This window comes from Kribbella pratensis, assembly GCF_004365355.1.
Taxonomy (GTDB): Bacteria; Actinomycetota; Actinomycetes; order Propionibacteriales; family Kribbellaceae; genus Kribbella.
Genome location: NZ_SODP01000002.1, coordinates 439,501 through 461,197 on the forward strand (window position 1 = coordinate 439,501; position 21,697 = coordinate 461,197).

At 66.9% G+C, this 21,697-nt stretch carries 24 protein-coding genes; 13 read left to right on the forward strand and 11 right to left on the reverse strand.

Annotated elements, in window-relative coordinates; genetic code table 11:
* Positions 1-66 precede the first annotated feature (66 nt).
* Positions 67-498 carry an Lrp/AsnC family transcriptional regulator gene (locus tag EV653_RS18735; protein WP_134105036.1) on the reverse strand — a complete coding sequence of 144 codons (432 nt, stop codon included), beginning with the start codon at positions 496-498 and terminating at the stop codon, positions 67-69.
* A gap of 181 nt (positions 499-679) precedes the next feature.
* Here EV653_RS18735 and EV653_RS18740 point away from each other — a divergent pair, with 181 nt between their 5' ends.
* Positions 680-1,948, forward strand: a complete 1,269-nt coding sequence (locus tag EV653_RS18740) for an amidohydrolase family protein (protein ID WP_134105037.1) — start codon at positions 680-682, stop codon at positions 1,946-1,948.
* A 128-nt stretch (positions 1,949-2,076) separates the two neighbouring features.
* Here the strand turns inward: EV653_RS18740 and EV653_RS42155 are convergent, their stop codons facing one another.
* Entirely contained in the window at positions 2,077-4,824 is a 2,748-nt protein-coding gene (locus EV653_RS42155; RefSeq protein ID WP_134105038.1) for a carbohydrate-binding protein, read from the reverse strand.
* Between the two features lie 474 nt (positions 4,825-5,298).
* On the opposite strand from EV653_RS42155, the gene EV653_RS18750 reads away from it, so the two are divergent.
* Positions 5,299-6,630 (forward strand): tyrosine-type recombinase/integrase, encoded by a 1,332-nt coding sequence (locus tag EV653_RS18750; RefSeq protein ID WP_166679484.1) that lies wholly within the window; start codon positions 5,299-5,301, stop codon positions 6,628-6,630.
* A gap of 72 nt (positions 6,631-6,702) precedes the next feature.
* On the forward strand, positions 6,703-6,846 hold the full coding sequence (locus EV653_RS41225) for a hypothetical protein (protein WP_166679485.1): 144 nt from the start codon (positions 6,703-6,705) through the stop codon (positions 6,844-6,846).
* A gap of 156 nt (positions 6,847-7,002) precedes the next feature.
* Here EV653_RS41225 and EV653_RS41230 read toward each other — a convergent pair whose 3' ends face one another.
* The gene (locus EV653_RS41230) at positions 7,003-7,218 is read right to left on the reverse strand and encodes a hypothetical protein (protein ID WP_166679486.1); all 216 of its coding nucleotides are present in this window, start codon (positions 7,216-7,218) and stop codon (positions 7,003-7,005) included.
* Positions 7,219-7,284: 66 nt separating this feature from the next.
* Between EV653_RS41230 and EV653_RS42730 the strand changes: the two genes are divergently transcribed.
* On the forward strand, positions 7,285-7,644 hold the full coding sequence (locus tag EV653_RS42730; RefSeq protein ID WP_166679487.1) for an N-terminal phage integrase SAM-like domain-containing protein: 360 nt from the start codon (positions 7,285-7,287) through the stop codon (positions 7,642-7,644).
* 14 nt (positions 7,645-7,658) lie between these two features.
* On the forward strand, positions 7,659-8,282 hold the full coding sequence (locus tag EV653_RS18760) for a TetR/AcrR family transcriptional regulator (protein ID WP_134105041.1): 624 nt from the start codon (positions 7,659-7,661) through the stop codon (positions 8,280-8,282).
* Positions 8,283-8,289: 7 nt separating this feature from the next.
* Here EV653_RS18760 and EV653_RS18765 read toward each other — a convergent pair whose 3' ends face one another.
* Both EV653_RS18765 and EV653_RS18770 read right to left on the reverse strand, forming a co-directional pair.
* Positions 8,290-9,096: an isocitrate lyase/PEP mutase family protein gene (locus EV653_RS18765; RefSeq protein ID WP_134105042.1), complete on the reverse strand. Its 807-nt coding sequence runs from the start codon at positions 9,094-9,096 to the stop codon at positions 8,290-8,292.
* On the reverse strand, positions 9,093-9,392 hold the full coding sequence (locus tag EV653_RS18770; RefSeq protein WP_134105043.1) for a putative quinol monooxygenase: 300 nt from the start codon (positions 9,390-9,392) through the stop codon (positions 9,093-9,095). Before EV653_RS18770 ends, EV653_RS18765 begins: the two co-directional genes overlap by 4 nt.
* Before the next feature lie 130 nt (positions 9,393-9,522).
* Here EV653_RS18770 and EV653_RS18775 point away from each other — a divergent pair, with 130 nt between their 5' ends.
* From EV653_RS18775 to EV653_RS18785, 3 genes are all read left to right on the forward strand, one after another.
* Positions 9,523-9,975: an SRPBCC domain-containing protein gene (locus EV653_RS18775; protein WP_166679488.1), complete on the forward strand. Its 453-nt coding sequence runs from the start codon at positions 9,523-9,525 to the stop codon at positions 9,973-9,975.
* Entirely contained in the window at positions 9,972-10,310 is a 339-nt protein-coding gene (locus EV653_RS18780; RefSeq protein ID WP_134105045.1) for an ArsR/SmtB family transcription factor, read from the forward strand. The genes EV653_RS18775 and EV653_RS18780 overlap by 4 nt, the downstream gene beginning before the upstream one ends.
* 95 nt (positions 10,311-10,405) lie before the next feature.
* On the forward strand, positions 10,406-11,776 hold the full coding sequence (locus tag EV653_RS18785) for an MFS transporter (RefSeq protein ID WP_238159885.1): 1,371 nt from the start codon (positions 10,406-10,408) through the stop codon (positions 11,774-11,776).
* Positions 11,777-11,785: 9 nt separating this feature from the next.
* On the opposite strand, the gene EV653_RS18790 is transcribed toward EV653_RS18785, so the two are convergent.
* From EV653_RS18790 to EV653_RS18800, 3 genes are all read right to left on the reverse strand, one after another.
* On the reverse strand, positions 11,786-12,793 hold the full coding sequence (locus EV653_RS18790; RefSeq protein ID WP_202871735.1) for an RNA polymerase subunit sigma-70: 1,008 nt from the start codon (positions 12,791-12,793) through the stop codon (positions 11,786-11,788).
* A gap of 126 nt (positions 12,794-12,919) precedes the next feature.
* A complete protein-coding gene (locus tag EV653_RS18795; protein WP_134105048.1) occupies positions 12,920-13,906 on the reverse strand; it encodes a quinone oxidoreductase family protein in 987 nt (328 codons plus the stop codon).
* Positions 13,907-14,041: 135 nt separating this feature from the next.
* Positions 14,042-14,377: an ArsR/SmtB family transcription factor gene (locus EV653_RS18800; protein WP_134105049.1), complete on the reverse strand. Its 336-nt coding sequence runs from the start codon at positions 14,375-14,377 to the stop codon at positions 14,042-14,044.
* Positions 14,378-14,495: 118 nt separating this feature from the next.
* On the opposite strand from EV653_RS18800, the gene EV653_RS18805 reads away from it, so the two are divergent.
* Positions 14,496-15,338, forward strand: coding sequence for a PhzF family phenazine biosynthesis protein (locus tag EV653_RS18805; protein ID WP_134105050.1), 843 nt, complete (start codon positions 14,496-14,498; stop codon positions 15,336-15,338).
* 29 nt (positions 15,339-15,367) lie between these two features.
* On the opposite strand, the gene EV653_RS18810 is transcribed toward EV653_RS18805, so the two are convergent.
* The 3 genes from EV653_RS18810 to EV653_RS18820 form a co-directional block, all read right to left on the reverse strand.
* Positions 15,368-16,156: an SDR family NAD(P)-dependent oxidoreductase gene (locus EV653_RS18810; RefSeq protein ID WP_134105051.1), complete on the reverse strand. Its 789-nt coding sequence runs from the start codon at positions 16,154-16,156 to the stop codon at positions 15,368-15,370.
* Complete coding sequence (locus EV653_RS18815; protein WP_202871736.1) at positions 16,156-16,920, reverse strand: SDR family NAD(P)-dependent oxidoreductase; 765 nt, start codon at positions 16,918-16,920, stop codon at positions 16,156-16,158. Before EV653_RS18815 ends, EV653_RS18810 begins: the two co-directional genes overlap by 1 nt.
* Positions 16,921-16,999: 79 nt before the next feature.
* The gene (locus EV653_RS18820; RefSeq protein WP_238159886.1) at positions 17,000-17,998 is read right to left on the reverse strand and encodes a sigma-70 family RNA polymerase sigma factor; all 999 of its coding nucleotides are present in this window, start codon (positions 17,996-17,998) and stop codon (positions 17,000-17,002) included.
* A 212-nt stretch (positions 17,999-18,210) separates the two neighbouring features.
* Here EV653_RS18820 and EV653_RS18825 point away from each other — a divergent pair, with 212 nt between their 5' ends.
* From EV653_RS18825 to EV653_RS18840, 4 genes are all read left to right on the forward strand, one after another.
* Positions 18,211-19,086, forward strand: a complete 876-nt coding sequence (locus EV653_RS18825) for a LysR family transcriptional regulator (protein WP_134105052.1) — start codon at positions 18,211-18,213, stop codon at positions 19,084-19,086.
* 129 nt (positions 19,087-19,215) lie between these two features.
* The gene (locus tag EV653_RS18830) at positions 19,216-20,121 is read left to right on the forward strand and encodes a zinc-binding dehydrogenase (RefSeq protein WP_134105053.1); all 906 of its coding nucleotides are present in this window, start codon (positions 19,216-19,218) and stop codon (positions 20,119-20,121) included.
* Positions 20,122-20,150: 29 nt separating this feature from the next.
* Positions 20,151-20,597: a DUF6196 family protein gene (locus tag EV653_RS18835; RefSeq protein WP_134105054.1), complete on the forward strand. Its 447-nt coding sequence runs from the start codon at positions 20,151-20,153 to the stop codon at positions 20,595-20,597.
* 62 nt (positions 20,598-20,659) lie between these two features.
* Positions 20,660-21,673: an AraC family transcriptional regulator gene (locus EV653_RS18840; protein ID WP_134105055.1), complete on the forward strand. Its 1,014-nt coding sequence runs from the start codon at positions 20,660-20,662 to the stop codon at positions 21,671-21,673.
* The last annotated feature ends 24 nt before the right edge of the window (positions 21,674-21,697 follow it).

Consider the following 21,697-nt stretch of genomic DNA (forward strand, 5'->3'; position numbering starts at 1 on the left):
CAGCCTGAATCGAGTGCCCGACCAGCCCGCGTCCGACGGCCGCAGGACTTCGCGGAAGCCTGACACTCAGCCGAGCGTCTTCATTGCGACGTAGCTCGTCACCGTCGCAACAGCAGGCAGCCCCGCGAGCTGGTTGGCGTGGAACTCCTCGTATGCCGGGAGGTCGGCGACCTCGACCTGCAACAGGTAGTCGAAGTTGCCCGTGACGTGATGGCAGTACACGACCCCGGGCAACTTCATGACCGCGCGTTCGAATGCGGCAACGTCGGCGCGCGCGTGCCGGACCAGCCTTACGCCGGCGAGCACTCGCAGGCCACGTCCGACCGCGGCCGGATCGATCAGCGCGCGGTAGCCGCGGATCACGCCGTTCTGTTCGAGCCGCTGCACACGCCGCAGACACGGCGACGGTGACAGCCCGACCCGCGCGGCGAGCTCTGCGTTGCTGATCCGGCCGTCGTGTTCCAGCACGCCGAGGATGGCACGGTCGACTTCATCCATGGGGCAGATTATTGCGTCTTGAACTCCCCTAGCACATCGATCGCGTCACCAGGCAGAGCAATGTGCTACCAAGATTGCTCAGATCGACTCCGTCCATCCGTGCACTGGGCCAAGCTGGAGCGACCGCCGGAGCCTCGTTCAGCGCTCCGGCGTACCTGGACATATGGGAGGCACTCCACCGATGAAGACTCTCGTTGCCGGTGGCAACGTCGTGACCATGGATCCGGTGATCGGTGACTTCGGACGCGGCGACCTGCTGATCGACGACGGTGTGATCGTCGAGGTCGCCGAGCGGATCGAGGTGTCGGACGCCGAGGTGATCGACGCGAGCGGCCGGGTCGTCATGCCCGGGTTCGTCGACAACCACCGGCACACCTGGCAGACCGCGTTCCGCGGGGTCGGCGCGGACTGGACGTTCGCAGACTACGCCACCGTGATCCACGGGATGCTCAAACCGCAGTACCGGCCCGAGGATGTCTACATCAGCAACCTGTTCGGGCGTATCGAGGCGCTGCACTCCGGTGTGACCACAATGCTCGACTGGTTCCACGCAGCGCAGACACCCGCGCACGCCGACGCCGCGATCGCCGGACTCCGGGACGCGCCGGGGCGGTCGATCTTCTGCTACGGCGCCGGGTACCGCACCGATCAGCCCATCGAAACCGAGGTACGCCGGGTCCGCGCGCTCCTCCCCGACGACGCGATGGCCCTCGGGCTGCGCGGTCCGGACGAAACCATCATGGACAATGTCGTCGCCGACCTGAAGCTCGCCGACGAACTCGGCCTGCGTGTCAGCGTCCACGTCGACGGACTCAACGGCCGGCGCCCGATCACCGCGCTACGGGACAACGGCCTGCTGCGCGACACCACGACGTACGTGCATGCCAACGGGCTCACCGACGACGAGATCCAGATGATCGCGGACGCCGGCAGCTCGGTGTCGATCAGCCCCGACGTGGAACTGAAGATGGGATTCGGGCAGCCCGAGACAGGACGGATGCTGGCCGCCGGACTGCGGCCGACGCTGTCCGCGGACGACGTGCCTGCGGTGGGCGGCGACCTGTTCGCAACAATGCGTACGGCATACGCGGCCCAGCGCGGGCTCGACGGTGGCCTGACGTCGCGGGACCTGCTCGCCTTCACCACCGTCAACGCCGCTGCCTCCGTCGGTCTGCCGACCGGAAGCCTCACCCCTGGCCGGGCCGCCGACATGATCCTCCTGCGGATCGACGACCCGGCCGTGTTCCCCTTCAACAATCCCGTCGGCACGATCGTCACCGCCGCACATCCCGGGCTCGTCGACACCGTTCTCGTTGCCGGGCGGGTGGTGAAACGCGACGGCCAACTTGTCGGCGTCGACCTGTCCACTCTCAGGAACCGTCTGCTGGAGTCCCGTGACCACGTCGCTGCCGCGGCCGGCTTCCCCGTCGACGGAAGCTGGCGCCGGTGACCCATCCCGTCCGGCCCGGCGACGCCCGAAGTCCTGGTACACCGCGGTGAGGCCGCGAGGAGGCGGTCGGGTCGGGGGCGGCTGGGGTTCGACGTCGACGACCGCGTGCGCCAATTCGCGGACGGGGGCTACTGAGTCCAGAGCTGGAATTCGGAGAGTTGGGCGGCCGGCCAGCCGGTGTTTGCGGTGATGGTTGCTCGCCAGTACCGCTGGGTCGACGCGGGGAAGGTCAAGGTCACCATGTTGTTCGCCGTGGGGGTGAAGGTGTACGTCGCGGCAGCCTTCAGCGTTGTGAACGTGGTGCCGTCGAGCGAGCCGAGCAGTGACACGGTTTGGTCCCGCGCTCCCCACGGGGAGGGCAACTGGAGTACGACGCGGCTTGCGGACTGGGCAGAGCCGAGGTCCACCTGGGCCCACTGCGGGAACACGTTGTTCGCGCTCTCCCAGTACGACGACTGGTTTCCGTCGGTCACGTTGGCCGACGCGTAGGTCTGGTTGTGTGAGGACTCACTGGTGGGCTTGCCCGCCGCCAGGTTCGCGGGCGCCGTCGGTCCGCTGGTGAACTGCAGGCTGTTGAGGTTCCAGCCGCCGTTGTCCTGGTACACCGTCAGGGTCTGCACCCCGGCCGGCAGGGCCACCTGCGTGGTGACGGTTGACCAGTTCTGCCAGCCGCCGGTCGACGGCAGGCTGACGTTCCCGCTGAGGTTGGCACCGGAGGAGCTGGCCAGGTGGAATGCATTCGTCACCACCGCCGGTGCCGCGACGCGCATGGCCACGTTGTAGGTACCGGCGGTGGCGACGTTGACCGTGTAATGGAACCACTGACCGGTGCCGGTCCAGCCCAGGTTGTAGCCGCCACCGGTGTCCGAAGTGGACTCGAGATCGATGCCATCGGTCCGATAGGTGTTCGCGGTACCGTTGGTCGAGTCCACGTTATAGGCGATTCCCTGTCCACCGGTGTTGTAGTTCTCCGCCTGCACGGTGCCCGGGATCGCCGCGGGCATTCCGCCGTACGGGCCTTCCGGCGTACCGCCCTGCCAGCTGTTGCCGCTAAGCGACGCGGTGAATCCGCCGGAGTTGTTGAGGTACGGCGTACCGCCGCCGGTCACTGTGTTGCCGGTGATTGTCGCGGATCCCGAGGGAGCGGGGTAGAACGGCGGCGCGATGACGATGCCGTTGCGCCACGGCGAGGTAACAGTGTTGTTCTGCAGCACGGTGTTGGTCGAGGTGGAGAAGCCGATCCCGTCGTACAGCGAGTTGAGGATGGTGTTGTTGCTCGCGGTGACGTGGTCGACCGCCCCGACGTTCTGGCCGTCACCACCGTTGCCGATGTGGAATGCCGGCTGTCCCTGGTTGTACGCGTTCCCACCGGACCGTACGACGACGTTGCCGGTCACGCTCGCCGACAGCAGATCGTTGCCGTTGACACCGAAACGTCCCGCGCCCAGGCCGATGTAGCGGGCGGTGTCGGACACGTAGTTGTTCTCGATCCGATGACCGCTGCCGCCGTACACGCCGACGCCCTTGCCGCCCCAGGGCGCGATCGACGTGTTGTTCGTGACCTCCGCGTTCACCATCGGGGTGTAGTAGACCTTCGTGCCGTCGATGTCGTTGTAGTTGACCGAGTTGATCGCCAGCGCATCGTCGCCGGTGCCGCGGACGAAGTTGTTGGTGACGGTCAGGTTGTTGCCGACGGAGTTGCCCATCGACACGTTGTTGATGTTGGCGCCGTCGGCCCAGATCGTCGTCAGGCGGTTGTCCCGGATCGTGCCGCCGGTGCCGGAGGCCCAGAAGCCGGACAGGGTGTGCTGGGTCCAGATCCCGTCGGCCACCCAGTTCGTCCCGCTGACATCCATCGACCCGCCCGCGCCGTCGACCGTGGCGCGGCTGGTGGCGTTGGAGTCGACGTGCAGGTTCTGGATCGTGGTCGAGGTAAGGCCCCACAACGCGGGCAGCGGCGTACTGTTCGGCAGCGGTACGTCGCGGTAGATCGTGCTGTACCACGCGCCCGCGCCGGCGATCGTGATGCCCTGCGCCCGAAGGCCCTGCGTGCCCTTGACGTAGAAGATTCCGGCCGGGACCCACAAGGTCTTGTTCTGCGTCTGTGCCTGGTCGATGCAGTTCTGGATGGCGGCCCGGCTGTCGACCGAGGCAGGGTCGGCCGCGCCGTTGGTCGGTGTGTTGTCGGCGACCGCACCGCAGTCCGTGATCGAGATCGAGTTCGCCGGCTGGGCGATCGCAGCGGGCGGGCTCTCCACGTCGACGACATCGATGTCGTAGAAAGCGGCCGAGTTGCCGGCGTCCTTGCGCAGCATGAAGGTGCTGCCCGCGGCGATCGGCGTACCAGTGACGAAGGTGTGCGTCTCGTCGAAGAACACCCGCGGGTCGCCGTCTGACGGATTCTGGTTGTTGCCGTTGTAGTTGTTGTTGCCCTCGTACAACCACGTCTGCTTCGAGTTGACGTTGAGTGCCTGGCGCAGGCCGCCGTCGACGTACAGATTCAGCGTGCTGGTCTGCCCGCCACCCGCGCTGCTGTCGGGGATGCTCAGCCGCACGGTGATCGCGCTGATCGCGTGACCGGTCGTGTTTGTCCACTGCACACTCTGCCCGGTGCCCGCGAGATGAGCGTACGCATGGCCGGACGCCTCCAGAGCCGCACTCGAGTACTGCGTCGTCGGCGGCGAGGTCAGCGACACCGCGGCCGCACCGCCGCCGAGCGAACCGGCCTCGGCTTCGTACGACGTGAACGGAACAGTCGCACCGGCGGCGGCGTCCACGCGAGTCTCGTGCGCAGCGGCCGGCATGACCAGCGCGGCCGTGAGAGTGCTAGCGGCCAGGACGCAGCCTGCGAGTCCACGGAACGGGATGGGGCGCATCGTCTTCCTCTCTGACCGCGCAGCGTCGGGAGGGGCGTCCCGAAGGGGCGACTGCATCAGCCGCGATGTCAGGAAGTTGCCAAAGACCGTCGCAAACTTGCAATAACACCGTAGAAGGATGAAAGGCGAATATCATCCGTACGTCAAGGCGACAGGACCCCATCAGCTGACTGAGAGCAGCCAACTCCCGATCTTCGCCAAGGCAACGAGAGCGTCTGTACCATCCCGGCCGAGAAAGTTCGAGGGCCCGTCCTAGCGCTTCCTTGATGTCTATTCCCGGCGTCTTGAGCGTCGTGCCGCTTGGACTGCATTCGCCGGCTCGTTTTCGGCCGCGGCTCCCAGGACAACGGCTCCACGGCCAGTCCGGCGGCGTCCATACTCCGGCACGGCGGACGTTGGGTTGCCCGCGCTGAAAGTCTCCCCGCCTCGCGCGTTGAGCTTCGGTCCGGAAGTCGACCCGCGGGGAGGATGCGCGTGGCGTTCGTCAAGGATCAGTGGACGACTGCCGTGAAGCAGCCGGACGGGACGGTCATTCGGGAGCGGAACGAGAAGCGGTGGGGGCGGGGAAAGCGGTGGCTGGCGGTTTGGCATGACCCGAGCGGAAAGGAGCAGTCGCAGGCGTTCGATACGAAGGTTCGGGCGAGCAAGTACGCCAGTGCGATGGAGACCGACGCGGCTCGTGGGGACTATGTCGATCCGAAGGCCGGACAGGTTCGGTTCGAAGTTATCGCGCAGATCTGGCTCAAGTCGCGATCCGTCGATCCGACGACGCTGATCCGATACGAGACAGCGTTGCGGCTGCATGTCCTGCCGTACTTCGGGAATCGACCGGTCAAGAGCATGAAGCCCTCGGAGATCGCGACCTGGTTGACGGATCTCGAGGATCGGATCGGAGTAGCGACTGCCCGGACAGCGTTCGTCGTTCTGCACGGCACCTTGGAGCTGGCGGTGGACGACGGCACGATCAAGCGGAACCCGGCCAAGGCGAACGTCGTCCACCTGTCGTCTCCGAAGCACCGGAAGATCCTGGCCTGGGGCGATGCCCGGGTTCAGCGTGTCGTCGAGTGCCACCAACCGCAGTTCCGCGCCATCCCGGTCATCGGTGCCGCGGCTGGGCTGCGACAGGGTGAGCTGTTCGGGCTCGCGACCGAGGATCTCGACTTTGAACGGATGATCATCCACGTCCGGCGACAGGTGAAGCGACTCGGCGGGAGCTTCGTCTTCGCATTGCCGAAGAGCGACACTGAACGCGAGGTGCCCATGTCTGAAGGTGCGGCGCTTGTGCTCCTCCAGCACATGGAGACCTACCCGCCACGACCGTATTCGCTGCCGTGGGAGAAGCCGGACGGGGATCCGTTGGAGGCCAAGATCCTGTTCCGCTGGAGAGATGACCGGCACATTCAGGCGCGCAGCTACAACGAACGGGTATGGAAGCCGGCGCTAGTCGCCGCCGGCGTCATCCCGGAGCCGACCCGGACGGACCGTGGCGCACTGCAGTACGTCAGCAGCAGAGACACCGGGATGCATGCTTTGCGCCACTACTACGCCAGCGTCGCCTTGGCGGACGGGGTCAACATCAAGGAGCTGGCCGAGTACTTAGGACACAGCGACCCCGGTTTCACGCTCCGCCTCTACACTCACATGCTGCCGTCGTCGCACGAGCGAGCCCGCAAGGCGATCGACTCGCGGCTCGGTCATATCTTCTCGTCAGCGGCTCACGGAGCAGTCACGGAGCAGGCGGCAAAAGGGGACCTCCAGAACCTGTCCCAATTCGAGGCCGATCCATCCTTCGAAATAGGCCTCTGACCTGCGGGAACACGCTCAGACCAGGCCCGGCGTTCACCCGATTTCGCTCGGCTCGGTCAACTGAAGGCCAACATGTTCCAGTTCTACGCCGAGGACCACCAACGCTTCACCGGCGAACGCGACGTGGCGAAGGTCCGCGAACTCAACCCCCAACTGGAGTCCTTCGCGGACTGGCTCGACAAGCACCGCGACGAACTCAAAGCCTCACAAAACTGACGATTCCACACCTCACCCCGGCGGCCGCCCTCCCCCAGCCGACCGCCGGGCCAGTCGGACGCCGGCATGGCTGACGCTCCACAGGCACGGCTGGACGGACAGCTTCGTGAAACTGCATCAGTACGTCGGGGCCGAGGCGTAGCGGCCCTTTGTTGCCTAGGACTTGCGTACGCGCCGGCTCATCCGCCACTTCTTCAGCTTGGCCTTCAGATAGGCCACGCCAATGCGGATCTTCGTCCAGATGCTCAGCGGCAGTTCCTTGGCCAGTTTCTTCCCCAGCTGCTTGGGCTCGACCTTGTGCGCCGCATCACTGGTCGCTTTGCGGCTGGTCTTTCCCGCCTTCTTGACGGACTCCGTCGGGTTGGGGCTCATCGTTGCTCCTTCGGGTCGGTTCACACGCCACACGGGCGCGTGTTCCCCGCTCACACGATCCCTCCGGTGCCCGGCAGCGGCGCAACGCATTCCCGTCAGGCGGCAAGCGGCTTCAAACCGCGGTGGGGGCGGGGAAGGCGGTGGCGCGGGGTTTGGCATGACCCGAGTGGGAAGGATCCGACCACGCTGATCCGGTACGAGACAGCGCTGCGGCTGTATGTGCTGCCGTACTTCGGGAGCCGACCGGTCAAGAGCATCAAGCCCTCGGAGATCGCGACATGGTTGACGGATCTCGAGGAGCGGATCACCGCGAAGAGCTCAAAGCCTCACAAACTGACGATTCCGCCGCCCCACCCCGGCGGCCGACCATCCCAAGCCGACCGCCGGGCACCTCAGCACATTATGGGTTGGTCAGCCCATTATTGAGCTACGCTGGTGCCATGACCGACGCCGAGACTCGTTTGACCCGGAAGGGCCGTGCCACCCGCGACCGGATCGTCGAAAGTGCCGCTGCGGTGGCGCTCGAGCGCGGGGTCCAGGGGATGACGAACGAGGAGGTGCGCCGTGCCGCTGGTGTCAGCGGATCGCAGCTCATGCACTACTTCCCCGACAAGGAATCGCTCTTGTCGGCCGTCATCGACTGGCGGGCCCAGGCGGTTATGAACTTCACCCAGATGGCGGCCAAGGAAGGTCTGGACACCTTCGAAGGACTGCAGTCCTGGGTCGATGCCTACCTCGATCACGAGGAGGCGTGCGTGTCAGGCTGCAGCTTCGGTTCGCTCGCAGCCGAGCTGGTCAAGAGCGAGACAGGGCTCCGGGGGAAGGTGGCCGACGGGTTCGACCAGTGGGAGGAGCTGTTCCGCGCGGGCCTGCAGGCTATGCGGGATCGCGGCGAACTGAAGCGCAGCGCCGATCCCCGAGCCCTGACCAATGCCCTGATGTCCAGCTTTCAAGGGGGGATGCTGCTCTCCCAGGCATCGGGCGATTCCACCGCGCTCCGCGATGCCCTCACCGCCGCGATGAACTACCTGTCGACCTTCCGCTCCGCCCGATCGCGGGCATGAACGAAAGTCACTCGCCGGTCGCTGAAAGCTTGCCGTCGCGATAGGCCACCAGCCGCCCCTGCGCCTGCGGGTAAGGCGTCGCCTTGGGCGGAGTTTCGCCGTCGCGGAGCCGGATCGCGACTTCCACGCCCGCGTCGATTGCTGCCCGGTACGGCAGCGATCCGGTACTCACGCGCCGTACGCCGAGGTCGGCGAGTTCGCGTACCGTCATGCCAGGGACCGGTAAGACATTGACCGGCACGGTCAGCGTCGCCGTCAGAGTCCGGATTTCGTCGGGCCGGCTGATACCAGGGACGAAGATCCCGTCGGCGCCGGCCCCGACGTAGGCCCGCGCCCGGATCAACGCCTCGTCCAGGTTCGCCGATTGGCCGAGCCAATAGTTGTCCACCCGCGCGTTCACGAACAGGTCGGGCGAGGCCGCCTTGATCGCCGCCACCTTGGCGGCGTGCCGGTCGGGGGCGACGAGTCGTTGATCGGTGCTGTCCTCGATGTTGACACCGGCCACGCCGAGCTCGGCGAGGTACGACGCGACCTCGTCGGGATCATCGGAGTAGCCGTCCTCGACGTCCGCGGTCACCGGCACTGGCAACCGCAGCAGTCGAGCCGCTAGCGCTGCCGTCGCCTCTCGCGTGGAGCGGCCACCGTCCGGAGAGCCCCCGGCCGCCGCGACTCCGAAGCTGGTCGTGCCGACCGCGGGAAAGCCCGCGACCACGAACCCCAGTGCGGAGCCGACATCCCATGCGTTCGGCAATACCAACGGCGCCGGGCCCTCGTGGTGCGCGCGGAAGGCTCGCGCCGCGTCGCGGGGGTTCACGCCTCGTCCGGTACGTCGTACGTCTCGAGTACGCGCGATTCCAGCAGGGGCACGATCCGGCCGAGCACCAGGTCGGCGAAGTGCGGCGTCTCGCGATGGGCGGCCAGCGCGGCGGCGTCGCGGTACCGCTCGAGCAGAACGATTCGTCGCGGGTCATCCAGGCCGGCGAAGGCCTCGAACGAGACGTTGCCCGCCTCGCCCCGACTCGCCGTCGCCAACTCCCCCAGCAGCCGATTGACCTCGTCCTCCTTGCCGGGGCTGATCACGTAGCGAGCGATGAGCTGGATCTCGGACATCAATAGTCCTCTCGTATCAAAATGGGCTGCACAGCCCACGCTACCCGGTTCGCCAGGCCTCATCCGGAGCATTGCCGTATGTGCAAGCGTACGGTTGCAGGATGGGGGTGATCGTGGCAGGATCGGAGGTATGAATCCTGCGACGGTCGCTCGTGATGGCGGGCTTGATCGGGTTGAGCGGAGTACGGCGATCGACGCGTCGGCCGAAGAGGTGTGGGAACTGGTGTGCCGCCCGGGGTGGTGGATCAACGACGGGGAGATCGAGCCGGATTCCTTGCCGGCGGCAACGAGTGGGGTGCAGATCGTCGAGCACCCACAGCAAGGCAGGTTCGAGGTCCACACACTCCGCGTCGACCGTCCCCGCTACCTGTCGTATCGCTGGGTCGGTGGACAGTACGCCGCCGACACGGTCGTCGAATTCTTCGTCGAGGAGCGGCCGGGCGGTGTGACACTGCGCGTCGTCGAAAGTGGCTTCGAGGCCCTGGCGATGTCCGCTGAGGCCAAGGAGCGGCTGCTCGAGGAGCATCAATTCGGGTGGGAGCTCGAACTACTGGCCGCCCGCAAGTTCACGGTCGCGACGTGACCACCGAGACGCCCATCGGCCCGATCCTCTCAGCGCTTGCCGATGACACGAGATGGCAGATCTTGACCTCGCTCGGTGAACAACCAGCCTCGGCCTCTGCACTGGCTCGCGTGTTCCCGGTCAGCCGGCAAGCGATCACCAAACATCTGGACGTACTGAAGGCGGCAGGGCTGGTGGAGTCCAGAACTGAAGGCCGCGAACTGGTGTTCCATGCTCTCGGGGGGCAACTCAGCCGCCTGGCCGAGGAACTGGAACGAGTGGGACGGCTCTGGGATCAACGCCTGGACCGTATCCGCCGCCAGGCCGAGCGGAGTTCTTCGCCCTCCCGTCGCTAGGCGTTATCAGCAAACCTATTGCAACTCTGAGGGTGCACACTCATGCCATGATGTGCAACCGCAGGGTTGCACTAAAGATGAAAGGGAAAGCCGTTATGAGCACGGCCACAAATCTCAGCCCGACCACGACATTCACCAGCAGACAGCGAGTGATTCTGCTGGTGTTGCTGGGCGCCGGGTTCTTGGTGTCGGTCGACTTCTCCATCTTCAATGTCGCTCTTCCAGAGACCGGTGCCGGGATCGGCATGCAACTGAAGGACTGGCCGTGGATCGCGTCGGCTTACGCGCTCCCTTCGGCGGGGCTGGCACTCTTGTTCGGAAGGCTGGCGGACCGCGTCGGGCGCAGACGTTTGTTCATGGCAAGCATGCTGTTGCTGGCCGCAGCGTCACTGCTCGGTGGACTGGCAGCCGACCCGGCGACAGTCCTCGCTGCGCGTGCCTTGCAGGGAACGGCTACAGCGATGGCCCTCCCCACCGCACTTGCGCTACTCACCACGACCTTTGCAGAAGGGAGGCTGCGCGAGCGCGCACTCGGACTCAACGGCGCTCTGCTCTCCGGCGGTTTCACGCTGGGCGCCTTGGTTGGTGGCACCTTCGTCAGTCTGCTCAGCTGGCGCGCAGCGTTCCTGCTCAACGTGCCGGTCGCCATCGCCATCTTGGCGTGCACGCCACTGGTGATCGAGGACAGCCGGCCGCCGGTCAGGCCGGCCCTCGACGTCGCCGGCGCAGCGACGGTCAGCGTGGGCCTGGTCGGAGTCGTGTACGCCGTAGTCGAGAAGAGCGTCGTCGCCGCGATCGCAGGCGCCGCGCTGTTGGTCGCGTTCTGGCTGGTGGAGCGCCGCTCGCCCGCACCGCTCGCGCCGATCAGTGTCCTGTCCCGCCGCACGGTGACCTGGGCGAACGTAGCCGGATTCACCGTGTTCACCATGGAGACGGGGATGATCTTCCTGATGACGCTGTACTTGCAGCGCATCCTGGGGCTCAGCCCCTTCATCACCGGACTCGTCTTCGGCATTCCCGGTCTGGCGGCCGTCGCCGCCGGCGTCATCGCCGGACGTCTGCTCGGCAGATTCGGTCCCGCGAGAATTCTGCCTGTCGCCATGTGTGTGCAAGGGACTGCCATCATCCCGCTGGTCTTCCTCGGCCAAAGCCGCGCAACTATTGCCGTTGTCGTGCCGACATTGCTGATCGGATTCTTCGGGCACGTCTGCAGCATCGTCGGCTACACCGTCACCGGCACCTCTGGACTCACCAACGACGACCAGGGCCTGGCCACCGGGCTCGCGACCATGACCCAACAAGTCGCCATCGCCGTCGGCATCCCGATCCTCAGCACCGTTGCCGCAACCCAGAGCGTCGAGCTGACCGGCATCCACGTCGCCTTGACCGTCGACGTCGCGGTCACCTTGGTCAGTTCGATGCTCGTCATGCTCGGGCTGCGTGCCCGCAAGGACCAGGACCTCTAGAACTCGCCTCTAGCGTTCCGGAAGGGACTGTGGCAGGCCGAATGCTCCGAAGACGGTGTTCTCGAAGCGGGTCATTGCGCGGATACGGTCGTTGACGATCAGCAGGACGAACAGACTCGCTCCGCGGCGCGTTCCGTCGGGGCCGCGGACGTAGGCGCCGAAGGCAGGCTGGCCGTTGGCTCGCGTAGGGACAAGGCTGTACTGGCGGCCACTGCCGAACAGCAACTCCATGAACTGGGCGGCGCGCTCCCGTCCCTCGTACTCGAGCGGCATCGGCGGCATCGACACGAAAATGTCGTCGGTGAACAGTTCGACGAGTGCCTCGAGGTCGGACGACTCGTAGGCCCGGACGAACCGGGCCACGATGGCGTCCTCCTCGGGCGACCCGGCAGCGGGCTGTACGTCGGTCTGTCCCCACAGGGCCCGTTGCCGTTCCAGATTCGAACGCGCCCGCTTGAGCGCGCTGTTGACCGAGGCCACTGTGCTGTCGAGCATCTCCGCGACCTCGCCCGCACGGAATCCCAGGACGTCGCGGAGAATCACGACCGCGAGCTGCCGCGGAGGCAGGACCTGCAGCGCAGCCACGAACGCCAACGAGATCGACTCGCGCTGCTCGTACCGCGCCTCGGGGCCGACCGGCAGCCCGAGCGCACCCTCCGCGAAAACATCCGGGATCGGCCCGAGCCAAACCGCCTCGCCGAGCCGGGTCGGCTCGGGCGGCTCGACACCGGGAATGTCCCACGCCTTCGCCGGCCGCCGGCGAGCGGCTCGCAGCGCATTGAGGCACTGGTTGGTCGCGATCCGGTACAGCCAGGTGCGGATCGACGCCCGCTCACCAAAGCCGGCGAGACCGCGCCAGGCCGCCACCAGCGTCTCCTGTACGGCGTCTTCGGCGTCCGGCATCGAACCCAGCATGCGGTAGCAATGCACAGCGAGCTCGCGACGATGAGGTTCGGTCAGCGCACGGAACGCCTCGGCGTCACCGGCCCGCGCCCTCGAGATCAGGTCTTCCGTCACCACATCCACCTTTCCGGCAGCGCGCAGCCGTCACGCGCCCATCGTCGTACAGACACCGCGAACGACGAGAACTGAGCGCCCACACCGGCCACCGTCCCGCCAGGCCGGGAACGATGCCCTGCGCAACTAGTCTGCCCGGCTCGGGAGGGTGACGACATACTTGCCCTCGCCGCGTCCGTCGGCGAGGGCTTGCTGGGCTCCGGCGACCTGCTGGAGACCCTCAAGGGGCGTGACCTCCACCGGCAGTTCGCCGCGCGCGACGGCATCGAGCGCTTCGGATTGCGCCTCGGCGATGAGCCACGGCGCCCTGGCCGCGAGGCCGCGCATGCTGAATGCGCCGACCATCGCATTCGTCGCGAAGAGCCGGCCCGTGGGGATCGCGTCGAGCGCCGCACCGCTGGCGTTGCCGTACAGCATGATCCGTCCCGTCGGCGCCACCAGTTCCAGATCTTTGTCGATCCACTTGGTCCCCTGCGAGTCCAGGATGAGGTCCACGCCGCGTCCGTCAGTACGCCGCAGTACAGCGGCGGACAACCCGTCGTCGCGCACCAGCACGGCGTCGTACCCTGCCCGTTCGGCGCCCGCGGAACGGCTGCTGTGGCCGACCGTTCCCAGGATGAGCCCTGCCTCCTGGCGGCGCGCCACCCGAGCCAGTGCTTGCCCCAGGCCACCACCCGCCGAGTGAACCAGCACCGACCCTCCCGGCCGCAAGGACCGGAGGAGAAGCACGGCTGTCGTCAAGGTGCCTGGGACTGCCGCCGCCGTTTCGAACGTTAGCCCGGCCGGAATCGGCGACACCAGACCCGCCGGCACCTTCACGACCTCGGCCAATCCGCCGGCCGTCGTGAACGCAACCACCGGCATGCCGACCGCGAGTCCGTCCACCCCGGGCCCCAGGGCGCGGATGGTGCCAGCCGCCTCCAGGCCGGGAACGAACGGCCAGCCCGTCGCGTAGCCAGGGTCGCCCCGGCGCGCCATCACGTCGATGAAGTTCACACCCGCGGCCCGGACGTCGATCGTCACCTCACCCGGCCCCGCCACCGGCACCTCGACGTCCCCGACTCTGGTCGCACTGCCGTCGGCGGCCGGCTGATCGAAGATCACTGCATGCATGTCCCCTCCTAGTTGTTCGACGTACGACGAACATCGTATAACTAGGCCACTGGAACTGCGCAAGGGCCGCCGCCGGATGCCTCAGAAGGGCAGGCGTCCCTGTGTGGCGACCGGTTCTACGAGGTCGTACGCCGGTCAGGTGCCGGCGAGCTGTCGCTCGTAGGTCTCCAGCACCGAGTCCAGCAGGCCGGGGAACCGGGCATTCAGATCGTCCAGCCGAAGCGTCGTCCACCGGCGGTTGCCTTCGTCGCGCTGACGGATCACCCCGGCCTCCCGCAGGACGCGGAAGTGATGCGTCAGCGTCGACGGCGCGACGTCGACCGGGAACGTGCCGCACGGCCGCTCGACATCGGACCGAAGCGTGCGAACGATCGTCATCCGCGTCGGGTCCGCCAACGCGTGCAGCAGGTCGAGAAGATCCAGCTCGACGAGGTCCGGGTGAGTGAGCACGCGACGGTGCGAACGCGGCATGAGGTACCTCCCCTTTCGGCACCAGCTTATACGACGTACGTCGTACTTCGGAGGAGGCAGGATCGCGCGTCAGGGTCTGGCGAGGCATGCTTCGTGAGGACAGGAGGAAGGACTAGCCATGAGCCTCGAGGTGACCATCGTGCAGGCATGCCTGCGTTCGGGACGCGGTGGAAGCCGGACCGCGGTGATCGAGGACGGTGACCTGAGCGACGCCGCGCGGCGCGGGGTACCTGCGGCAGTCGGAGCATCCCATGCGGTCTTCATCTCCGCGCAGGATCCGTCGGCGGTCAGGTTGCGGTTCTTCACCTCTACCGGTGAGCTCCCCGCCTGTGGCCACGGCACGGTCGCCGCGCTCGCCGTACTGGCCCAGCGCAGCGGCGACGACCGGTACGACGGAGTACTGCATTCGACGGCGCGATCGTTGCCAGGTCACGCCATCGGCAACGAGGGCGACTACAGCGCGGCGTTCGAGCCCGGCCCGGTCGACCTGCGCGCCGCGACTAGGGAGGAAGCGGATCCAATTCTGTCGGCGTTACGAGTCAGCGCCGAGGTCGCCGGATGCCACGTCGCCTCCGTGGGACGACCGCGTCTGCTGGTCGAGCTCGCCGACCAGCAGACGCTCGCGAACCTGGCACCTGACATGCCTGCGCTGCGTGCGGCTACCGATCGGCTCGATCTGCTCGGCTGCTACGCCTACGTGACGCCGTCGGCTGACGGCCACACGGTCGCCCGCATGTTCGCTCCGTCCATCGGCGTTCCAGAAGACATCGCCAACGCCAACAGCACAGCGTGTGCGGCCGTGTATCTGTCGACTCGAGGGCACGCAAGGCTCCAGGTCGACATGGGCGATTCATTGGGACATCCCGCGACCATGACAGCCACAGTCACAGGATCGCCCGGCGCACCGGTCGTCGAAGTCGGAGGCGCCGCGACGATCTCCGGCCGGTGCCGCCTTGACTGACCGGCGTGCGCGTGACGTGGTCGACGCGCTCAGTCTACGATGATTCCGCCGGTGAGGTTGGCAACGGTTCCGGTCATCGCCGCCGCACGGTCCGAGGCCACGAACGCGGCCACCTCGGCGAACTCGGCCAGCGTTGTCGCGCGCTTCCGATGGGGCATCTCGGCGATCGCGGCCCTGAACGCTTCCTGCGTGATCCCACGGGCCTTGGCATGCAGGCCGAAGACCACGTCGATCGTTGCCGTCTCCTCCATACCCGTAGTACGCAGGCACACCGCGCGTACGCCGTACTGCGCGTACTCCGCCGAGAGCGCGCGGTTGAGTCCCTCCAGCGCCGCCCAGGCCGGGCTCATGCCGCCGAGCAGCGACCCACCCGCACGAGCCGGCTCCGGCGTGTGCATCAGGATCACCCCGGACCGTTGCTCGACCATCCGACGGGCGGCCGCCCTCGCGGTGACGAAGTGCGCCCTTGTATAGGTAGTGATCGGCAACATGAAGCTCTCGATCGCAAGGTCCGTCAGCGGGATGCCCTGCATACCCTGCTGCGGAATCCCGATCGCGTTGTAGGAGATGTCGATCGAGCCGGCAGTCTCGACGACGGCATCGAGATGGCGCTGCACCATCGCGTCGTCGAGCGCGTCGACCTGCGCCGTCTCCACCAGTCCACCGGCGCCGGAGATGTCCTTGCCGACGGCATCGACAGCGGCCTGGTCCCGTCCGGTCAGGAAGACACGCGCTCCCTCACGAGCGAAAGCACGAGCCACCGCACCACCAGTGGCGCCCGCCCCGTAGACGACCGCGTTCTTGCCTTCCAGCAACATCAATTTGCTCCGATCGCGTTCTGTGCCTGCGCGCGAATTGCACCGGCGAGGGACGCGTTCTCCCGCTCGAGCGCCTTCACCGCGCCGCTGCGCCAGCTCTCGGTCAACGCCCGCGCCATCGGATCCGGGAAGATGTCCTCCTCGTCCTTCTCCACTCCGTCGAGAATGCTCTCCGCGACGGACTCCGGCGACGCCTTGGGAACGTCAACCCCCGCGCTCATGTCGGTGTCGACGATGCCGGTCAGCACGGCATGGACACTCACGCCGCGATCCGCGAGCAGCGCCCGCAGCGATTGAGTCAACGAGAAGGCCGCCGCCTTCGAGATTCCATAGGCTGGAATGACCGGGAACGGTGCGAGGGCGTTGACCGAGAGATTGTTGACGATCGCGCCACCCGAACGAACCAACTGCGGCAGGAAGGCCTCGACCATCCTGTGCGTCCCGAACAGGTTGACGGCAAGATGCCAATCGATTACAGCGCGATCGCTGAGATCGTCGTACGCCGCTACTCCGGCGTTGTTGATCAGGACGTCGAGGGAGTCGATCTGTTCGGCCGCCAGCTCGACCTGAGCTGCGTCGGTCACGTCGAGAGTCAGCGGCGTCACGCGCTGATCCGCGTGGGTCCAGCCGGTCCGCGTGCCGGCGTACACCCGCTTCGCACCTCGCTTCAGGACCTCCTCGACCAACGCTTGGCCGATGCCGCGGTTGGCACCGGTCACCAGAATTGTCTTGTCCGCAATGAACACCATGCTGTCGATTTCCATTCTTCTGAGGGAGAGATGACCCGCCGACCGGTCATGACGTGACCGACGGTCGGCGGCGAGGTGGGCGAGGTGGTCGAGATCAGCGCGCGAGAGCCGGCGCGTGCCCGAATGCCGGTACCAGGGACGGATCGACGAAGACGGTGATGCGGGAGACTCTGGCCCCGATCAACGTCAGGACCTGAACTCCGTACGCCTCGTAGCGGCCGTCGTGGGTGCGCTGATAGATCACGAAGGCGGGCTGCCCGTTGGCGGCCGTCGGCACGATTCGCCATTGCTGCCGGTGCAGCAGAACATGATCGGCCAGGAAACCGACGACTGCTCGCCTGCCGGTGAACCAGGTAGGGACGGGCGGCATTTCCAGCTCGACATCCGCCCGTAGGAGGTTCACGAGCGCGTCGGCATCGGCGCGGTCGAACGCGTCCACGTACCGCGCGAGGAGCTCGCGCCGCGATTCCTCCGCCGGCTCGGCCAGGTCGTCCTGGACGGGCCCCGCCGTTGCCAGCTGCGCCCGGGCGCGACGCAGCGCGCTGTCGACAGCGGCGGTCGTCGTCCCGAGCATCTCCGCGACCTCGGCCGATCGGAACGACAGCACGTCGCGCAGCGTCAGCACAGCTCGCTGCCGGGCGGGCAGGAGTTGAAGCGCGGCGACGAACGCGAGCCGGACGCTACTCTTCCCCTCCACGATCGCCGCTGGGTCTTCACCACCGAACAGCGCGTCGGGCGCGGGCTGGAGCCACGGAACCGAGGGGTCGCCCGGCGCGAGCTCGACCCTGTGATCGTCCGACGGCGCACCCAGACCCGACGGCAGCGGACGTCGTGAGCGTGTCTCGAGGGCGGTCAGACAAGCCATGGTGGCGATCTTGTACAGCCATCGCCGTACCGAAGAACGCCCCTCGAACCGGTCGAACCCGCGCCACGCCCGCAGATAGGTTTCCTGCACCAGGTCCTCGGCGTCATGGATCGAGCCGAGAATCCGGTAGCAATGCGCGAGCAGTTCTCGTCTGAAGGGCTCAACCGCGGCGGCGAAGCCCCCGTCCGGTGGCATTCCGGTGTCTGCCTGGGTCGCTGTGAGACTCACTGTGGATGTCCTCCGGTCTGGCGTCGCGCGGATCACGCTGATCAGGTTCGGTCGAAGGTCATGACCCCCGCTGAGCTCGAAAACCGTCGTTGCGTGGGAGTGACCCCGGTCACAGCGCGGCTCCCCCGACCACCGCGCGGACGGAAGAAGACGTCTGCGGCAGACGTTGTAGCGATCAGGACGGACGGCTGCAGACGGCAGGAGTCGGGATCATGGAAGTTCGCCAGCTCGAGTTCTTTGTCGCTGTCGCGGAGGAGTTGCACTTCGGCCGCGCCGCGGAACGGCTACACATCGGGCAGCCGGCAGTCAGCCAGCAGGTCGCGCGCCTGGAGCGTGAGCTCGGTGTCCAGCTCTTCGATCGCACGACCCGCCGGGTCAAGCTGACGGCGGCCGGCGGACGGCTGTTGCCGGAGGCACAAGCCACGCTGGCAGCCTTCGGGCGGCTGCGGTCCGCGGTTGCCGAGCCCGTCGCGGAAATCACCGGTCCGCTCAGGCTCGGGACGAGCCAGGGGTTGGGAGATCGCCTCGACCGCGTCCTCGACTCGATCGCGACGCTGGCACCACAGGTCGATGTCCGGCTCGTCAGCCTGCCGTCCGCGGATCGTCTCGACGCACTGCGGCGCGGTGAGCTCGATGCCGCCTTCGTTCGGCCCGCGGCGCACGTCCCCGGCCTGGACACTGTTGCGGTCTGGAACGAGACCCTCGTGGCCGCGCTGCCGGCCACCCACGTGGCCGCGGCGCGCTCGCTCGTAACCCTCACCGATCTGGCGAGTACGCCGCTCAGACTGAGCCCGCGGGCGGCGAATCCTGGGCTCTACGACTTCGTCACCGGCCTTCTTCAGCAATCCGGCGTCGAACCGCCAGGAGGTCCGGCAATCGGATCGGTGTACGACGCACTCGCCGAGATCGGTGCCGGACCACCTGCCTGGACCGTCCTGTACTCCTCGGCGGCCGAGCGGTTGCGCGTCAACCGGATCGCCTTCCGGCGATTGGACGTCCCGGCCTTGCAGACCCTGATCGCGACCGCTCCCGGCCCGCCGGCTCCCACGGTCCGGCTCCTGCTGGACAGCTGCCTTGCCGCCGCCTGACTGCCCGCTGCAGGCTCCCAGACGGCTCGGTCCGAGCTTCGTCAACGATGGTGATTCATGCCGATCGGTGATGAGTGCACATGGCGGAGTCGCCTTGTTGGCGGCGTACTCACGGCCTGAGATGGACCCATGAAAGCACTCGTGAACACGCCCACAGGCCTCGTCGTCCAGACCGTCGCCGACCCGGTGCCGGCGCCCGACCAGGCGCTGATCGCCGTACGATCGTTCTCCGTCAACCGCGGCGAACTCGACCTGCTCGCGGCCCGCACCGAGGACTGGCGGCCGGGACAAGACATTGCCGGGGTGGTGGTGGAACCGGCCGCGGACGGATCCGGACCAGCGGCAGGAGCGAGGGTCGTCGCCCTCGCCGAGACCAGTGGCTGGGCCGAACTCGCCGCGGTATCCACGGCCCGCTTGGCCGAGCTGCCCGACACCGTGGACATCGAGCACGCCGCCGCGCTGCCGTTGGCCGGTCGGGCCGCGTTGAACACCTTGCGCATCGGTGGCAACTTGGTGGGCAAGAAGGTTCTTGTCACCGGCGCAACCGGTGGCGTCGGTCAGCTCCAGGTCCAGCTCGCAGTCCTCGCCGGCGGCGAGGTCACCGCGGTCGGCCGTGGCGAAGCCGCGGAGCTTCTGGTCAAATACGGCGCAAGCTCTGTCGTACCGGCTGTCTCGCAGGCCAACGGTCTGTTCGATCTGATCACGGAGTCGATCGGCGGTGAGTTCCTCGAAGCGGCCGTCACAAAGGTCGCACCGGGTGGCACGGTGGTGGTCTTCGGCGCGAGCAGTCGCGGCAAGGCGTCCATCAACCTCTACGATTTCATCGGTCACGAGGGCGCACGCCTGGTCAGCTACCTTTCGTACGCGGACCCCTCTCCGGTCAACGCCGACCTACGAACACTTGCCGACCTTGTCGCCGCAGGATCCCTCCAGCCAGCCGTAGGGTTCCAGGCCGGGTGGGACCAGATAGACCGAGCCCTCGACGGGCTCCGCAACCGCACGTTCCACGGCAAAGCAGTGCTCACGATCCCCTGAAAGCCCAGCTCAGCAGGAATGGAGTTTGCATGGTGAGCGTCAGTGTCGAAAAGCCCGAGGAGACCGAGCGACGCCTCCGCCGGGTCCTCGCGGCGGCGGAGTTCGTCGTACATCCGGGAGCCTGGTACTTCGAGGAATCGCCGCTGACAGCTCCTCCGCAGCTGACCGGACGCGAGCTCGCCGTCGTACGGGACGAGGAGGTCTGGAGCGCTCTCGTGCCATGGTCGGGAGCCGCCCGCGAGGCAGAGGTCTTCGGGGTGTTCTCGTTCCACTTTTCGGCGGACCTCGACAACAGCGGGTTCGTCGGATGGCTTGCCACCGCACTCAAACGCGAACTGGGGACGGGAGTGTTCGTCGTCTGCGGCAGCAACAGCAGGCGTGGAGGGATCTTCGACTATTGGGGCTGCCCGACAGACCTGCTCCCCAAGGCCGCGCAGGTCGTGGAGGCGCTCCGCCCCAACACGCCGCCGCGCTGAGCAGCCCCATGCAGCGCGATCATCGGAATCGGCCGGCCGGCGGGAGCGCCGATACTCATGAGGTGGATGTTCTGAGCGACGCGATTGTTGCCGTGCGGACTGGCCGGCCGCACTCGATTCGGCACGAGTTGTTCGCGCCGTGGGGGATGCATTTCCCATCAGGCGAGGGCGCAGGCTTCCACGTCGTACTTCGGGGCTCGTGTTGGCTGATCCCGGCAGAGGGGCCACCGATCGCGCTGAAGGCCGGCGATGTGGCACTCGTCGGCGGCGAGCTCGCCCATGGGATCGCCGATAGCCCGACGTCACGTCTGGTGGAATTCCAGCTCGGCGACAGCGATACGCCGTACCGCGAGATCCGGCACGAAGGTTCCGGTCCAAGCACGGTGATCTTGTGCGGCGCGTATCTGCTGGACCGGACACGGATCCACCCTGTGCTGTCCGAGCTGCCGCCCGTCGTCCACCTGCCGGCGTACTCCGGAAGGCATCCGTCGGTCCACGCAGTCGTCGAGTTACTGGCTGATGAGCTGGATCGACCGCAACCTGGCATGGACGCCATCGTGCCGTCGTTGCTCGACACGCTGCTGCTCTACATTGTGCGGGCCTGGCTGGACGAGAGATCGCACGACGAGAGCACGGCAGGGTGGATCGCAGCACTGAGCGATCCGGCGATCACCTCGGCGTTGTCCGCCATCCATCACGACGTGACCCATCCATGGACGGTCGAAGAACTTGGGCAGAGAGCGGGTCTGTCGCGGGCGGCGTTCGCCCGGCGGTTCACGACGTTGATCGGGCAACCGCCGCTCGCGTACCTGACCTGGTGGCGGATGATCACGGCCGCCCGGCTGCTGCGGGAGTCCGATGTCCCTTTGCGCGTCGTGGCAAGACAGGCTGGATACAGCTCCGAGATCGCCTTCGCCGCCGCGTTCAAGCGAGAGCACGGCGTCAGCCCCGGCCGATACCGGCGTCCCTCGTCCAAGGATGTTGCCGCGGGCCACCAAAGTTCAGATCCGGCGGAAGACGATCGCTTCGTTGTCGCGGACGATCGAGCATGGAGTCTCTTGATCGAACGCTCCTAGCCTGAAGGAGCGCCGCCCGGTTCG

What these genes read in the sequence shown, in the direction of transcription:
- EV653_RS18735 (WP_134105036.1), bottom strand. Translation starts at nt 498, where the DNA reads ATGGATGAAGTCGACCGTGCCATCCTCGGCGTGCTGGAACACGACGGC.
- EV653_RS18740 (WP_134105037.1), top strand. Translation starts at nt 680, where the DNA reads ATGAAGACTCTCGTTGCCGGTGGCAACGTCGTGACCATGGATCCGGTG.
- EV653_RS42155 (WP_134105038.1), bottom strand. Translation starts at nt 4,824, where the DNA reads ATGCGCCCCATCCCGTTCCGTGGACTCGCAGGCTGCGTCCTGGCCGCT.
- EV653_RS41225 (WP_166679485.1), top strand. Translation starts at nt 6,703, where the DNA reads ATGTTCCAGTTCTACGCCGAGGACCACCAACGCTTCACCGGCGAACGC.
- EV653_RS41230 (WP_166679486.1), bottom strand. Translation starts at nt 7,218, where the DNA reads ATGAGCCCCAACCCGACGGAGTCCGTCAAGAAGGCGGGAAAGACCAGC.
- EV653_RS18760 (WP_134105041.1), top strand. Translation starts at nt 7,659, where the DNA reads ATGACCGACGCCGAGACTCGTTTGACCCGGAAGGGCCGTGCCACCCGC.
- EV653_RS18770 (WP_134105043.1), bottom strand. Translation starts at nt 9,392, where the DNA reads ATGTCCGAGATCCAGCTCATCGCTCGCTACGTGATCAGCCCCGGCAAG.
- EV653_RS18775 (WP_166679488.1), top strand. Translation starts at nt 9,523, where the DNA reads ATGAATCCTGCGACGGTCGCTCGTGATGGCGGGCTTGATCGGGTTGAG.
- EV653_RS18785 (WP_238159885.1), top strand. Translation starts at nt 10,406, where the DNA reads ATGAGCACGGCCACAAATCTCAGCCCGACCACGACATTCACCAGCAGA.
- EV653_RS18795 (WP_134105048.1), bottom strand. Translation starts at nt 13,906, where the DNA reads ATGCATGCAGTGATCTTCGATCAGCCGGCCGCCGACGGCAGTGCGACC.
- EV653_RS18800 (WP_134105049.1), bottom strand. Translation starts at nt 14,377, where the DNA reads ATGCCGCGTTCGCACCGTCGCGTGCTCACTCACCCGGACCTCGTCGAG.
- EV653_RS18805 (WP_134105050.1), top strand. Translation starts at nt 14,496, where the DNA reads ATGAGCCTCGAGGTGACCATCGTGCAGGCATGCCTGCGTTCGGGACGC.
- EV653_RS18810 (WP_134105051.1), bottom strand. Translation starts at nt 16,156, where the DNA reads ATGTTGCTGGAAGGCAAGAACGCGGTCGTCTACGGGGCGGGCGCCACT.
- EV653_RS18815 (WP_202871736.1), bottom strand. Translation starts at nt 16,920, where the DNA reads ATGGAAATCGACAGCATGGTGTTCATTGCGGACAAGACAATTCTGGTG.
- EV653_RS18825 (WP_134105052.1), top strand. Translation starts at nt 18,211, where the DNA reads ATGGAAGTTCGCCAGCTCGAGTTCTTTGTCGCTGTCGCGGAGGAGTTG.
- EV653_RS18830 (WP_134105053.1), top strand. Translation starts at nt 19,216, where the DNA reads ATGAAAGCACTCGTGAACACGCCCACAGGCCTCGTCGTCCAGACCGTC.
- EV653_RS18835 (WP_134105054.1), top strand. Translation starts at nt 20,151, where the DNA reads ATGGTGAGCGTCAGTGTCGAAAAGCCCGAGGAGACCGAGCGACGCCTC.